This is a genomic window from Gracilimonas sp. BCB1 (genome assembly GCF_040117685.2).
GTDB lineage: Bacteria > Bacteroidota > Rhodothermia > Balneolales > Balneolaceae > Gracilimonas.
On record NZ_JBEDYP020000018.1, the window covers coordinates 141,176 to 155,210 of the forward strand.

Below are 14,035 nucleotides of genomic sequence, written 5' to 3' on the forward strand. Positions count from 1 at the left end.
TTATTCGGAGAAACTATTGGGTTTTAATATCGGTGGTATCGGCAGGCACACGGGCGGGATTAACCCGGTCGTAAACCACCCAGGCATCCCGGAAGTAACGCTTCACAATATTGGAAAACAGAATAGCACGTTCCCGCTCATGGAAATCTCCTACATGAACCCGGTAATACGGAGTACGGAAGAAAGTATAGGTATCTGGTTGGTAACCGACTATGGTGGTATCGGCCCAGGCACGGAAGTTTGCAGCCATCGTATCTGCCTGTACCACGCTTTGACCGGAATAGATCTGAACACGGTATCCCTCATATAAGTCTTTCTCCACTTCCTGTTGAACCTTAATCTGATTAAAAGCTTCCGGAATTTTATTCTCCCGGTATGCATAGGCATCTGACAATTGGGTTCGATAGTTCTCAAGATTCAGACTAGAGACGAGTTCTTCATTTTCACCCCGAAAATTTTCCCGGGCATTTTCCATGGTCTCATTGACGGCCTGCTCAGTAGTTGAACAGGAGACAGCCATAAAAAGAAGCAGTGTAAGAAAGCTGAAATATTTCATCATAGGTTTAAAATCCAACCGGGTGCCATGTTGTTTTGGTTTCCTGGAAATTGGTCAGGAAATAAGGAGACTGAGCTTCTTCTGAATACCAGTCATCAATGGGCTTGTTTATAATCCTCTTCACATTCAGGGAAGCATTCTCATCGATGCTCTTTTTCATTTCCTGGGGCAACTTATCGGTATATACCATTGCATTTACATCCATATGAGTACTAAAATGTTCCGATAATTCTTTACGGAATCCGCTGAGTATGTTTACCACACCTCCGGGAACATCCGAGGAATTCAACACCTCCGCAAAACTCATGGCGGGCAAGGGGTATTCTTCAGATGCAAGAACAACACAGGTATTACCCCCAACAATAATAGGAGCGATCACAGAAACCAATCCTAAAAGCGGACTCTTTTCAGGAGCGAATGCAGCCACAACACCGGTAGGTTCCAACAAACTGAAGTTAAAATGAGAGCTCGCAACCGGATTAATGGAACCAAAAACCTGCTGATACTTATCTGCCCAGCCGGCATAGTAAATTAACCGGTCGATAGAAGCATTGATATCAGCTTCAGCCTCGGCCGTTTTAAAACCAATGGGGCCAAGCTCTCTCATAAATTGATCACGACGGTCTTCCAGCATTTCAGCTATGCGATAGAGAATCTGTCCGCGATTGTAAGCGCTGCGCGAACTCCATCCGTTAAAAGCTCCTCTCGCAATTTTTACTGCATCCCGAAAGTCTTTTCTGGATCCCTGGCAGGCATTTGCCAGCAAGTTTTTGTCGCTGTCATAAACTTTATACGTGCGACCGGATTCTGAGCGGGGGAAATTTCCACCCAGGTACATCTTATAGGTTTTCTTTACGTCGATTCTTGTATCTGACATATTCTGCTGCTTAGTAATTAAATTTTTGTGTAGGCTGCTAATCCATGGAGTCCGCCTTCGCGCCCAACCCCACTTTCCTTGTATCCGCCAAATGGAGAAGTAGGATCGAATTTATTGTATGTGTTCGCCCATACAACACCGGATCTCATTTTGCTTCCCACCTGGAAAATCTTGGAGCCTTTGTCAGTCCAAACCCCACTGGCAAGTCCATATGGAGTGTTATTGGCTTTTTCAATCCCTTCATCTGCTGTGCGGAAAGTTTGTACCGTTAGCACCGGCCCAAAAATTTCTTCCTGAACCACCCGGTTCGATTGAGAAACATTGGTGAAAAGGGTAGGACGGATGAAATAGCCGTTCTCAGGGATATCACATTTGCTCTGGTAGATATCTGCGCCTTCATCCACACCCAGTTCCAAATATTTATTGACCGTCTCGAACTGCTCTTTTGAGTTGATGGCACCAATGTCTGTATTCTTGTCTAAAGGATCACCAACGATTAATGTCTCCAGACGGTCTTTTAATTTTTGAATCACTTTATCGGCAACACCTTCCTGAACCAACAACCGGGAGCCGGCACAGCATACATGTCCCTGGTTAAAGTAAATAGCATTAATTATACCTTCCACAGCCTGATCGATAGGAGCGTCCTCAAAAATGACCAGGGCACCTTTACCACCTAATTCAAGCGTGTACTTTTTGTCGGTCCCGGCCAGGGACTTCTGGATGATCTTCCCGACTTGAGTTGAACCGGTAAACGCTACTTTATCAATATCCTTATGGTTGACGATTTCAGCTCCGGTTTGGCCGGCTCCGGTAACGATGTTAACCACACCGTCGGGTAGTCCACAATCCCGAACTAGTTCCGCAAACTTCAGCGCTGTAAGTGAGGTAGTTTCTGCCGGTTTAAGAACAACGGTATTACCACAGGCAAGAGCAGGAGCAATTTTCCAGGCCAGCATCAGCAGGGGGAAATTCCACGGGATGATTTGTCCGCACACACCAAGAGGTTTTGGTTTTCTTCCGGGGAAGGCAAATTCGAGTTTGTCTGCCCAGCCGGCATAATAGAAGAAATAAGCCGCTACCAATGGAATGTCAACATCACGTGACTCACGAATGGGTTTGCCCCCATCCATCGATTCAAGAACAGCGAATTCACGGGCTCGCTCTTGTATCATGCGTGCGATACGGTAGATATACTTGCCTCTTTCTTTGTCTGAAATGGTTGACCACTCTCCCTCAAAGGCTTTTCGGGCAGCTTTTACCGCTTTATCCACATCTTTCTGGGTAGCTTCTGCAAATTCTGTTACCTCCTCTGCAGTAGCAGGATTGGTGCTTTTGAAGTATCGCCCTTTAGATGGTTTTACGAATTTCCCACCGATAAAAAGATCGTAGCGCTCCTTTACCTCTACAAAATCAGAAGACTGAGGTGCCGGGGCATACTCCCAAACCGACTCAAAATCCAGTTTGGAGTTAGGGGAAGTTGGTTTGTAAGGAGCTTCTTTGGTTTCGATGTCAGACATATGAGTTGGTACTTAATTCAAAGTTTTTTAATGCTGTTCAAACCCGATTAATCGTTGCTGAAATAATCCAGAGATTGATAATGACCTGTTTGTTGCTTCACAATTTGCATCAATAAGTCGTTGGTTAACGAGCTGGCTCCGAAGCGGAAATAATGTTTGCTTAACCAGTCAGATCCAAGCGTTTCTTTTACTATAACCAAATACTGGATAGCTTGTTTCGCAGTTCTTATTCCGCCGGCCGGTTTCATGCCAATCATTTTACCGGTGTCATAATAGAAATCACGGATAGCTTCCAACATGACAAGGGTAACCGGCTGTGTGGCCGCCGGACTTGTTTTTCCGGTTGAGGTTTTAATAAAGTCAGCCCCGGCGTGCATGGCGATGTCGCTGGCTTTACGCACATTTTCATAAGTATGAAGTTCACCTGTCTCGAGAATCACTTTCAAATGCGCTTCACCACAGGCTTCTTTTACGGCAGCAATTTCATCAAAAACCAACTGGTATTCGCCATTCAAAAAAGCGCCTCGACTGATGACCATATCAATTTCATTGGCTCCCTCAGAAACGGCAAATTTGGTGTCTTCTAATCTCATAGAAAGGGGAGACTGTCCGCTTGGGAAGGCTGTAGCAACACTGGCTACATTGATGTCGGTTCCTTTGAGGGCTTTTTTAGCTACAGAAACCATACTTGGGTACACACAGATGGCAGCCACCGTAGGCAAATCAGGTACAGCCGGATGTGGCTGCTTTGCCTTCTGGCAGAGTTGGATCACTTTACCGGGAGAGTCTTTACCCTCCAGCGTAGTTAAGTCAATCATACTAAGCGCCATTTTCAACGCCTGTATTTTTGAGTCTTTCTTGATGCTTCGCTTATTCAACCGTGATACACGTTCTTCCACACCTACATGATCGATTGGAACGGTTTGGTTGAAATCAGGATACTTCATACTGCAAGTTTTGGTCGTTAGTAACTGTGAGGCGGAAGGTAAGAAATCTTCAGCAAAAGCTTGATCCCTTAAAGGCGAATATTCTGGATTTCATTTTTAGGAAGAATTGTACAGAAAACAGAATTTTTGTTAATTGTCTGAGACTCATGAAGTAATATAGAGTCCGGGATAGGGAATAAACAGAATAACACAAATAAAACGAGGATAAATAAATGGAAATGTCTGCAATTAATTGGCTGGCTGTGGTAGCGGCTTCACTTGTTGGTTTTGCGATCGGGTTTGTTTGGTATGGACCTTTGTTTGGTAAGAAATGGATGGAGTCGGTTGGTATGACTGAAGAAGATGCTGAAAATGGAAACATGGCCAAAATATTTGGTGTTACGCTCATCTTTCAGTTTATCATGGCATTCTGCCTGGCTATGTTCTTTTACGGAAATCCGGCCTCAGCTGATATGATTAATGGGAGTAGTGGGGCTTTTTATGGCTTTTTAACAGGTTTTGGATGGGTTGCAACCGCAATAGGAGTAAATGCTTTATATGAGCAAAAATCCTGGACCTACATATTCATTAATGGCAGCTTCTGGATCGTAGTCTTTACGCTAATGGGACTCATTTTAGGCGCCTGGAAGTAGAGGTGTGGAGCTGTTAGCTTTCAGACTACAGCCGACAGTTTAATCACTGAATTGTTTGATTTTCAGGTTCAAAAAAGCACCTTCTGATAGCTGATAGCTGATAGCTGATAGCTGATAGCTGATAGCTGATAGCTGATAGCTGATAGCTAATCTTCCACCTCCAGTGGGTTTTCTGACTCACGGAATATTTCAGCTGCATCTGCAAATCGGGTGGCCAGTCCAACCATAACGAGACGGTCTCCCGGTTGCAGTTTAAAGTCTCCGGAAGGATTTCCCACATTCTTCTCTCCACGGTTTACCGTCAATACCGTAATTTCATATTTATTTCGGAGTTTCAAATCAGCCAGTGTTTTACCTGCTGCGAAAGAGCCTTCCCGAACTACGACGGCGCGTGTATGTAATCCCTCTTCATCGAGGCCCTGTAACACCATCAGATGGGCTTCCTGAATGCTTCCTCGCATAATCTCATAATCCTCGGCCCTTAACTCTCTGATGTGCTGCTCTATTTCTTCGTCCGGTATCATGTAGGCCTTCAGTACGTTGGAGAAAAGACGAACGGTGGTTTCCATCTCTTCAGGAACTACAATATCAGCACCGGCTTTCTCAAGGAAATCGGCCTCGGAAAGGTATCGGGTTCGTACGATGACCTGAATGGTAGGATTGATGTAATTCGCCAGCTTAATGATGCGTGGACTTATCGCAGGATCGTTAATCGCTATGACGCATAATTTAGCTTTAGAAATCTGTGCGTGTTCAAGAATATGGGTTCGGGATGCATCGCCGTAAATAGCCGGAATACCATTCTCGTGCATCTCATTTACGGACCTGGGATTCATCTCAATCACAATGTAGGGGATACCTGATTCCCGCAGTACCCGGGCAAGGTTTCGGCCTGCCGGTCCGTATCCTACAATGATAACATGATCTTCCAGGTCGGTGTGATCGTCTTCTTTGGGAGATTCTTTTCTTTTCTGTCCGATATGCTTCAAAGGTGTTTTTGCGAGCAGGTTCCCAATATTAGGGCTGATATGAAGAAAGAGTGGAGTGAGCAGCATCAATAAAACAGACACGGCTATAAAAGTCTGTGAGCCTACCTCTCCGAAACCGCCGGGGGTGAGTCCGGTTACACGCCCTGCACGTTCCAGTACAAATGAAAATTCACCTATTTGGGCAAGGACTATACCTGTGGCTGCAGCTACCCGAACCGGGTAGCCAAGGGTAAGTAAACTGACAGAGCTCAGAATAAATTTCAGCAGTAGAACACCGGCTGCAACGCCAAGCAACAACAATGGATTTTCGATTACGAACTGTAAGTCTAACAACATCCCTACAGAAACGAAGAATACGGCGTTGAAGATAGTTTTAAGGGGGAGAATTTCGCTGATGGCATGATCGCTGTAGTGGCTTTCACTAACTACAAGACCCGCCAAAAATGCTCCCAAAGCCAGGCTTACTTCCGCAAGATTGGTAAGAGCAGCCGTTCCAAAACAAATGGCAATTACGGTGAGCAAAAAGAGTTCCTGACGGCGTGTTTGAGCTACTTTTTCTAATATCCAGGGAACCACTTTTCGGGCTAAAAGAACAACTACAGCAATCAGTAAAACAGCTTTTCCAAGAACGAAGAACAAATCAGTCAAAGAGTCACTTTGCCCGGATAGAATGGGGACAAGTAACACCATCGCAATAATGGCCAAATCCTGGAATATCAAAACAGCCAAAGATAACCGCCCGACCGGGGTATCGGTTTTTCCCTGTTCACTGAAAAGTCCAAGGATGATGGCCGTGGAGCTTAAGGCTACCAGACAACCGGTGTAAATGCCCACTTTCCAATCCACACCAAAAAAGAAGAGAATACCAACTACGGCGGCCACTGTTAAAAGAACCTGTAGCCCACCACCTACAAAAATAGCATTTCGAATCCGGGAGAGCTTTTCGAGGCTGAATTCAATTCCGATGGTAAAGAGGAGTAAGATAATCCCGATTTCAGCAAGCATGTCCACCAGCTCCTGATCCTGAACCAAGCCAAGAGCATTGGGACCGATAATCACACCTGCAATCAAAAAACCGGCGATGGGCACCAGCTTAATTCGATAGCAAATGTAGGCAATCAAAACGCTTACGAGAAAGAGAGCAACAATTTCATTCAGAAAGGGAAGACTTACTGCAAAGAGCATTTAGGGAGATATTACTTATGAGAGTTAATGATGAAATAATGGGTAGAAGAGCTTACAGCACTTAGCCTTCAGCTTTCAGTTTTTTAAATCTAAAACTGAAAGCTGAGTGCCGGCAGCTAATGGCTATTCACTGTACTTATCAAACCAGCCAACGATGTAAGCAACTTTTCGGAACAGGTTACTGGGCTTTGAAGCAATTCCATGTCCCGAACCCTGAATCCGAACCATGGCAGCATCAACTCCCTGCAATTTGAGGGCGGCGTAGTATTGTTCGGTTTCGCTCATAGGAGTACGATAGTCCTGCTCACCGGTAAGCAGCATGGTAGGAGTGGTTACATTACCCACTAACGAAATCGGGGATCGCTCCAGATATTGCTCGGGATCTTCCCAAGGCTTTTCGGTAAACCAATATTTGCTGTAATAAGGAGAACCATCTGCGGTTAAAACGAAGCTGTACCAGTTAATAACCGGCTTGGCAACCACAGCCGCTTTGAACCGATCTGTTTTACCGATTGCCCACGAGCTAAGTACTCCACCACCACTTCCTCCGGTGATAAATAAATTATCTTCATCTATATAGCCCTGATCGATTACGTAATCTACTGCATCCATCAAGTCATTGTGGTCTTCGCTGGGGTAGTTGTTATTGATGTAAGCTGCAAATTCTTCGCCATAGCTGGTACTTCCTCGAGGATTGGTGTAAACAACCACATAACCACGGCTGGCCATTAACTGTAATTCAGGAGAAAATTGAGGTCCATATGCAGTATGAGGTCCTCCATGAATTTCGAGAATCATTGGGTACTGATCGTTTGGATCGAAGTCAGGAGGAGTTATGATCCAGCCCTGTACTCTGAAATCATCTACAGAGGAGTTCACCCAAAATTCTTCAACTTCTCCGAGGGTTTTCGATTTCAGGAATTGTGCATTCAAGTTAGTGAGGGTACGGTTCTGCATACGGGTTGGAAAGTGACCAACAGTTAGTTCAGCGGGCTGAGTTGCCGTTCCGGAGGTAAAGGCAATGCGGCCGTTTGTTGCTACAGAGTAAGAGCCTCCGCTATAAGGCCGGCCAATGGTTGAGCTTGAAAGATCAGTTGCTGCTAAGCTGTAATCTCCATTTAATTTTATGTTGCCAACTTTTGCAACGCCCTCTTCGGTGTACCTGAAATACAAAGATTTGCTGTCATCCGCCCATGTAATAGAAGAAATGTCATTAGCTACTTTCTGCGAGATCTTTCTCAGGTTTGAGCCGTTACGATTCATCACGTATAAATCAGTAAGCTGGTATCCCAGGAACTTATCTTCATAGCCGGTATAGGCAATGAGATTTCCATCGGGAGAAACTCTGGGACTGCTGTGTGGACCTCGTTTGTCTGTAATCTTTGTCATGGCTCCGGTCTCGATATTCATTTCGTAGATTTGCTCATTGTTAGGATCCAAATCTGCATTTCCAGAACGATCTGCCGTAAAAATGATATTTCCATCCGGTGTCCAGGACCCGGAACCGTGATCATAATCTCCTGAAGTTAACTGACGCGGTGCGCCTCCATCAGCTGAAATCACAAATAGATGGTCAAAGCCATCAGCTACATAACCACCACCATCTCGTCGGTACACCGCTTTGTCTATAACTTGTGCCGATTGTTCCCACTTTGCTCCGGAAGGTGGAGCAGGCATATCAGTTTTCACCACAGAAGCAGTGCCCGGTACAAATTTGGAAAAAAGAATCATACTTCCATCAGGCGACCAGCTCATATTTCCCGGACTTTCAGTCAGGTTCGTGATGGAAGCGGTGGCACCCGTATCCATCCAGCGTACAAAAATCTGGTTTGAGCCTTCTTCTGAGGAAGTATAGGCTATACGGTCACCACTGGGCGACCAGGTTACATTTCCATAAGAACCGGTTCCGGAAGTGAGAGGTACATGATTTTCGCCAGAGAACGATATACTCCACAGATTCACAAACCGCCGGTCGGTCATCACATCAAACTGATGGCGTCCGTAAATGATGGTTTTTCCATCGGGTGAAATTTCAGGGTTGCTGACCATTTGAAGATCAAACAAGTCCATATAGTCAAAATAAGTCTCATCAACCTGAGCGGTGAGAGGGAAGCTCATCAATGAAATCAGAAGAAATACGAGGGTAGCAGTTCGTTTTAACATGGCAGTAATTGATTTAATAGGTTGGCGGAAAATAATCGCTTCAACTCAGTTCTAAAAACATTTGATGATACTTTACAAATAGGTCTCTTCCGATTCTCCTTTAACCGGCCCGACTATTTCGCGGGTTATCCATCCACCATAAAAACCTCCGGGCTGAGGTTTCACATGTTCACCATCGACATAACAGTGGACTTTGGAAGGATAAAAGGCCAGGTGACTTTTTATTTTTGTGAAGTCAGGGAATGGCCTGGGATAAGACCAAGCTGCCCGAATCGCCTTTTCACTATCCACTACAATATCCCAATAAATGGCTTCTCCCTTCCATTCGCACTTTGATTCTCCCTTCGCTTTTATGATGTATTTTGAGTTCAGGTCGGAGGGAGGGATGTAAAAGGTAGGTGGACTTGCGGTTTCCAGTATGCGAATGGCACGGGTGCTTCGGGCGATAATCTTGTCGCCAAAAATGACCAGCACTTCCCGGGAGTCCGGGTCAATCTTAGGCGGGCGCGGATAATCCCACACCGATTCCTGTCCATCTTTGGGTTTATGAGCGAATTCAGGCCGCTTTTGCCCGTAATATTCCCACTGCGATTGCCCCGATTTAGCCCAGCTTGGTAGGTCTGTCATTGATTTTTTAGAAAATTAGTTAAGCACAACGATGGAAAGATTGAGAATACCAGCAAAAGCGACCCACATTAGATAGGGCACTAAAAGCCAACCGGTCCATCTTTCTATTTTTCTGAATTTTTTAAAGGTCAGAAGAATGAACACAAGTAAGAGGATTATCTCGATGAAAGCAATAAGGGGGGACTGAAGTCCGAAAAAAAGAAAAGACCATAATCCATTGAGCAACAGCTGTGCTCCGAACAGGTTAAGGGCTGATTTTATTTCAGGTTTTGAAGTGCCTTTCTCCCAGATGCCTGCCGCTACTACTCCCATCAGGGTATAGAGGATCGTCCAAACCGGCCCGAATAACCAATTGGGAGGATTGAAGAATGGTTTATTTAAATCAGCGTACCAGGTAGAAATTGCGGGTAAGGTTACCGTGCTGGCGGCCAGCCCGACAGCGTTGCAGGCAAGGATGCCGAATATTACTTTTGCCCAAAATGGAATCTTCATGTTTTTCCTTTTTTGGTGAGTTTAACACCGGGAAGGAACAGCTAATTCCATAGGGTCGGGAGCAATTCAGGAAGTCAGAAAGAGAAGTACATCAGCGCAGCAACCGATATAAATAAAAGAGTAACCTTAACCCTCATCACTTTTTCGGAATAATCACTTTCCTGTTCAGAGTAGTCGGATAGTATTTGTTCTGAAATCATGGCTTTTCCTTTTTTAATACAGGAGATTAAAAAGGCCCTTTTGTTACAAAAGAACTGTGAAATTAACGGGTTGGAAACCAAACATAATCCCCTGATTTATTGATGTAGCCGTAGTTTTCTTCAATTTCGTTATCTACAGGCACATAAATGGTAACCCGGGCAAGGCCGTTGTAAAAAGGCTCCACTTCATCAAACTTGGGAGAGGTAATACGGTTACCGGATTTGTCGATAAATGTCCATTTGTTGTTGATCATAACCGGAGCGCGTTCTTCGGAAAAGGTGCCCGCCTGATCAAATTGCTCTTCAATCACGAACTCTCCGGATTTGTTGATGTATCCAAAGGAATTGGAACCTGAGCGGGCAGGGGCAAGTCCGTTTCCAAAATCGCCCACACTTATAAACTGAGGGGAGATGGATACTTCACCATCATTGCCAATGAATCCCCAGCGATCACTAATTCTGACCGCAGCCAGCTGATTGGAAAACGGTCGAGCTTCTGCATATTTAAAATCCACGATGGTATTCCCGGATTTATCTATATAGCCGTACAAATCATCATCCCGAACCATGGCCCGGCCATTGCGAAATTCATTTTCTTCCACGTAGTCCATGTCATCGGGCAGATCGACTGATTCAATTCGTTCTCCGTTTTCATTTATGTAGTAGAATTCTCTGTAGTCAACGCTGCGTACAAAAGCACGACCGTCAGAAAACCGGGACGCACCACGGTATTTAGGATTGATCACAAAATTACCGGAAGTGTTGATATATCCCCAGCGGCCATCAAACTGAACGGCAGCCTTGCCACCTGAAAAGCGACGAATGTTATTGAAATTTCCTTCAATCTTAATTTCACCCTTGTCGTTAATGTATTTCCAGCCCCAGGATTCACGGACAACGGCCAGTCCTTCATGGAAATCACCCGCGTTTTGGAATTCCGGTTCCAGAATAATTTCGCCCTGCTGATTGATATATCCCCATTCTCCGTCAACTAAAACGGGATATAACTTTACGGCATTATCGTCATCGTTGCCGGTTACAGAGTTTACGAGGTCGCAGGATGTAAACGTGATCGCTATTGTGAGCAGTAGTAATAAACGTTTCATAATTTTCTTGATTTATCGGGTTGGGTACCAAATGAATTCGCCTTTCTTGTCGATGTATCCATAACGGATGTTGTCATCGTTACCAATTTGAACGCGGGCAATACCATTGATGAAGCTTTCGGCCTGATCAAAAGGTTCGGTTATGGAAATGAGCTTGCTGCTTTTATTCAGGTAAAACCAGTCGTTATTCAGGCGTATGGCCGACATGTTCTCAGCAAAAGGTTTCACTTCAGCGAACTGAGGCTCAATTACAATTTCTTCGTCTTTATTGATGAAGCCGATATAATCTCCATCCCTGAACCAGGCCAGTCCCTGGGAAAATCGGCCGGCTTCTTCAAATTTCGGGGTGATTTCGGGACTGCCTGACTTGTTAATGAATCCCCAGCCCTCCGCTGTTTCAATAGGGGCCAGGCCATCCACAAATTCTCCGGCTGTAGAAATCTGAAAAGTAGGATTGATGCTCTCATTGCCTTCTTTATCTATATAAATCCATCCGTTGAAGGTTTCCACGGCTGCAAGTCCGTTAGAAAAGGGCCGGGCGTCGCTGTACTTGGGTTCAACCAAAACGCTGCCATCAGAGTTGATGTAGCCCCAAAGTCCGTCGATGCGAACGGCGGCTTTACCTTCAGAAATGGGCTGAGCAAAATCATACTGTGCTTCGATCACAAAATTGCCGGTTTCATCGATAAAACCATACAACTGACCCGGCAGCTGAACGGGAGCAAGTCCGTCTTCAAAATCACCGGCGCTCGTAAATTGAGCTTCGATAACCAGTTTAGCCGGATCGGACTGCACATATCCCCACAGAGTGCCTTCACGAATGGCTGCGAGCCCATCAGACATATCCCGTGCAAAATCGAACCGGGGTTCCATAACGATGTTTCCTGAGGTTGAAATAAACCCCCATTCTCCGTTCAACAATACGGGGTGAATGGTTTTCTGATTGTCTTTATCGTCATCATTTCCGACTACCGAATTCGCCAGATCACAACCCGTCATCAATACAATGCCAAACAAGGCGATAAGCAGCAGCGAAAGTATTTTGGGCTTCAATTGTTGTTTTGCTGAATAAGTCATTTGATTAAGGTCATTTTTTTGGTTTGAGTACCGAACGGTGTTTCAAGTTTATACAGGTAGGTACCGCTGGGCAGATTGGCAGCATCGAATGTAATGCTATACTCTCCGGCTGATTTCCGTTCGTTTATTATCGTACGAATCAGGCTTCCCTTAATGTTATAAACACGAAGTTTTACATCGGCCGCATTTGCCAGCGAGAACGAAATGGTAGTAGTTGGGTTAAATGGATTCGGGTAGTTCTGTTCCAGCTTAAAAGAAGTTGGTCCGTTGCCACCTTTGTTGATTCCGGTCGGAACGGTAGCGGTGGAGTCCACGAAGTCCAGCTTGTTGAATGAGCCGTCAATTACAGAGTCAGTTTCTTCATCAGCCAGTCCAAACCAGTCGTCCAGGATGGAGGTATACACGGAGCGATAATCGGTGCTGAAAACCGGATCGCCGGAATTATCCAGGTTGGTTAAATCGGAATGGTTACCATACAGTCCGCCATTAACGGGACCAAAAACCATGACCGGAGCTGATGATCCATGATCGGTTCCGTTTGATGAATTCTCGTCCAGCGTTCGTCCGAATTCTGAGAAAGTCATGGTCAGTGCTTTGTTTTGCAGGTTATCACTTCCGAGATCTGCATAAAAAGCGTTTACAGAGTCAGCGATATCAGCCAGCAGATTGGCGTGCCCGCCTTCAGTACCACCCTGATTATTGTGGGTATCAAAACCACCTTTGGAAACCAGGAACAGTTTGGTATTCAATCCGCCGCGGATTAAACGGGCAACCACCGCCAGGCTTTGAGCAAGGGATGAACCCGGGTATTCGCCTATATTGGTAGCATTGTCAGCAGCTTCCTGAATAGACTCGAGGTACTTGAAGGAAGAGTTCGCAATTTTTCTGGCAAAAGAGAGAGAATCGCCGAAGTCATTACCCGGAACGTTATTCTCATCATAGAAACCGCCTTGTTCCAGGAATTGAGTAAACTGGCTGGCTCCACCGAAGGTAACACCCAGATTTCCGAATTCACTTTGGAAAAGCGTTGCCGAACCTCCGATACGAACTCCGAGAGGGAACTCAGGCGGATTCATGATAAAGTCAGGATTGTCTTCCACCAGGAATCGACCGGCCCAACCGGTGTTCTCCACTTCATTTCCGCCGCTTCCTGTCGTCCAGATGTCGGTTGCACGGGCATGGGATCGGTTGGTATTGGAGTATCCCACATTATTGATGACAGCCATATTTCCTTCACCCCAGAACGGCTGGAGGTTGCTCATGGCCGGGTGCATCCCGATATCATCACTCAGCAAAATAGAATCCTGCTTCCGGATACCGATGGTAGGGCGCTTTTGGAAGTAGATATCATTCTCAACCGGGATGATGGTGTTGAGTCCGTCATTACCACCACTTAGTTGGATCAGGACTAGCACACGGTCGTTATCAGCCCGGGAAAGACGGTTAAAAAACTTGGATCGGGCAAAGGTACTCACCGGCATTCCACCCAGAATCATGGAAGATCCAATGGCTCCAAAGCCAAGGGTGCTCAGGAAACTACGCCGGCTCCAGTTTTCATGATCGTGTTTATGGGCTTCCCTGTCTTCAAGGCTGGCACCTTTACGGTCGTGGGATAACTTGGGATTATGATGATCGTTCTTACACATGCTTCTTGACGATTATTT

General features: G+C 45.5%; 13 protein-coding genes. 1 reads left to right on the forward strand and 12 read right to left on the reverse strand.

The genetic code is table 11. The features are described 5' to 3' along the window. Positions 1–13: 13 nt before the first annotated feature. Genes ABFW99_RS14540 through deoC form a run of 4 tightly spaced genes read right to left on the reverse strand, consistent with a single transcriptional unit; the run spans position 14 to position 3,900 of the window. Complete coding sequence (locus tag ABFW99_RS14540; protein ID WP_349355553.1) at positions 14–574, reverse strand: SPOR domain-containing protein; 561 nt, start codon at positions 572–574, stop codon at positions 14–16. Next, positions 564–1,433, reverse strand: a complete 870-nt coding sequence (locus tag ABFW99_RS14545) for an aldehyde dehydrogenase family protein (RefSeq protein ID WP_349355552.1) — start codon at positions 1,431–1,433, stop codon at positions 564–566. Before ABFW99_RS14545 ends, ABFW99_RS14540 begins: the two co-directional genes overlap by 11 nt. Before the next feature lie 17 nt (positions 1,434–1,450). After that, on the reverse strand, positions 1,451–2,953 hold the full coding sequence (locus ABFW99_RS14550; RefSeq protein WP_349355551.1) for an aldehyde dehydrogenase family protein: 1,503 nt from the start codon (positions 2,951–2,953) through the stop codon (positions 1,451–1,453). A 47-nt stretch (positions 2,954–3,000) separates the two neighbouring features. Continuing rightward, positions 3,001–3,900 carry a deoxyribose-phosphate aldolase gene (gene deoC / locus ABFW99_RS14555; RefSeq protein ID WP_349355550.1) on the reverse strand — a complete coding sequence of 300 codons (900 nt, stop codon included), beginning with the start codon at positions 3,898–3,900 and terminating at the stop codon, positions 3,001–3,003. A gap of 218 nt (positions 3,901–4,118) precedes the next feature. Between deoC and ABFW99_RS14560 the strand changes: the two genes are divergently transcribed. Next, positions 4,119–4,532, forward strand: a complete 414-nt coding sequence (locus ABFW99_RS14560; protein ID WP_349355549.1) for a DUF1761 domain-containing protein — start codon at positions 4,119–4,121, stop codon at positions 4,530–4,532. Positions 4,533–4,678: 146 nt separating this feature from the next. Here the strand turns inward: ABFW99_RS14560 and ABFW99_RS14565 are convergent, their stop codons facing one another. From ABFW99_RS14565 to ABFW99_RS14600, 8 genes are all read right to left on the reverse strand, one after another. Further along, positions 4,679–6,706, reverse strand: coding sequence for a cation:proton antiporter domain-containing protein (locus ABFW99_RS14565; RefSeq protein ID WP_349355548.1), 2,028 nt, complete (start codon positions 6,704–6,706; stop codon positions 4,679–4,681). A 123-nt stretch (positions 6,707–6,829) separates the two neighbouring features. Then, positions 6,830–8,869 (reverse strand): S9 family peptidase, encoded by a 2,040-nt coding sequence (locus tag ABFW99_RS14570; RefSeq protein WP_349355547.1) that lies wholly within the window; start codon positions 8,867–8,869, stop codon positions 6,830–6,832. Positions 8,870–8,941: 72 nt separating this feature from the next. Further along, complete coding sequence (locus tag ABFW99_RS14575) at positions 8,942–9,496, reverse strand: DUF427 domain-containing protein (RefSeq protein ID WP_349355546.1); 555 nt, start codon at positions 9,494–9,496, stop codon at positions 8,942–8,944. Between the two features lie 15 nt (positions 9,497–9,511). After that, positions 9,512–9,988: a TspO/MBR family protein gene (locus tag ABFW99_RS14580; protein WP_349355545.1), complete on the reverse strand. Its 477-nt coding sequence runs from the start codon at positions 9,986–9,988 to the stop codon at positions 9,512–9,514. A 74-nt stretch (positions 9,989–10,062) separates the two neighbouring features. Next, complete coding sequence (locus ABFW99_RS14585) at positions 10,063–10,188, reverse strand: hypothetical protein (protein ID WP_349355544.1); 126 nt, start codon at positions 10,186–10,188, stop codon at positions 10,063–10,065. A 62-nt stretch (positions 10,189–10,250) separates the two neighbouring features. After that, positions 10,251–11,294: a WG repeat-containing protein gene (locus ABFW99_RS14590; protein ID WP_349355543.1), complete on the reverse strand. Its 1,044-nt coding sequence runs from the start codon at positions 11,292–11,294 to the stop codon at positions 10,251–10,253. Between the two features lie 12 nt (positions 11,295–11,306). Then, complete coding sequence (locus tag ABFW99_RS14595; protein WP_349355542.1) at positions 11,307–12,371, reverse strand: WG repeat-containing protein; 1,065 nt, start codon at positions 12,369–12,371, stop codon at positions 11,307–11,309. After that, positions 12,368–14,017: a DUF1501 domain-containing protein gene (locus tag ABFW99_RS14600; RefSeq protein WP_349355541.1), complete on the reverse strand. Its 1,650-nt coding sequence runs from the start codon at positions 14,015–14,017 to the stop codon at positions 12,368–12,370. The genes ABFW99_RS14595 and ABFW99_RS14600 overlap by 4 nt, the downstream gene beginning before the upstream one ends. Positions 14,018–14,035: the final 18 nt, after the last annotated feature.

What these genes read in the sequence shown, in the direction of transcription:
- ABFW99_RS14545 (WP_349355552.1), bottom strand. Translation starts at nt 1,433, where the DNA reads ATGTCAGATACAAGAATCGACGTAAAGAAAACCTATAAGATGTACCTG.
- ABFW99_RS14550 (WP_349355551.1), bottom strand. Translation starts at nt 2,953, where the DNA reads ATGTCTGACATCGAAACCAAAGAAGCTCCTTACAAACCAACTTCCCCT.
- deoC (WP_349355550.1), bottom strand. Translation starts at nt 3,900, where the DNA reads ATGAAGTATCCTGATTTCAACCAAACCGTTCCAATCGATCATGTAGGT.
- ABFW99_RS14560 (WP_349355549.1), top strand. Translation starts at nt 4,119, where the DNA reads ATGTCTGCAATTAATTGGCTGGCTGTGGTAGCGGCTTCACTTGTTGGT.
- ABFW99_RS14565 (WP_349355548.1), bottom strand. Translation starts at nt 6,706, where the DNA reads ATGCTCTTTGCAGTAAGTCTTCCCTTTCTGAATGAAATTGTTGCTCTC.
- ABFW99_RS14570 (WP_349355547.1), bottom strand. Translation starts at nt 8,869, where the DNA reads ATGTTAAAACGAACTGCTACCCTCGTATTTCTTCTGATTTCATTGATG.
- ABFW99_RS14575 (WP_349355546.1), bottom strand. Translation starts at nt 9,496, where the DNA reads ATGACAGACCTACCAAGCTGGGCTAAATCGGGGCAATCGCAGTGGGAA.
- ABFW99_RS14580 (WP_349355545.1), bottom strand. Translation starts at nt 9,988, where the DNA reads ATGAAGATTCCATTTTGGGCAAAAGTAATATTCGGCATCCTTGCCTGC.
- ABFW99_RS14585 (WP_349355544.1), bottom strand. Translation starts at nt 10,188, where the DNA reads ATGATTTCAGAACAAATACTATCCGACTACTCTGAACAGGAAAGTGAT.
- ABFW99_RS14590 (WP_349355543.1), bottom strand. Translation starts at nt 11,294, where the DNA reads ATGAAACGTTTATTACTACTGCTCACAATAGCGATCACGTTTACATCC.
- ABFW99_RS14595 (WP_349355542.1), bottom strand. Translation starts at nt 12,371, where the DNA reads ATGACTTATTCAGCAAAACAACAATTGAAGCCCAAAATACTTTCGCTG.
- ABFW99_RS14600 (WP_349355541.1), bottom strand. Translation starts at nt 14,017, where the DNA reads ATGTGTAAGAACGATCATCATAATCCCAAGTTATCCCACGACCGTAAA.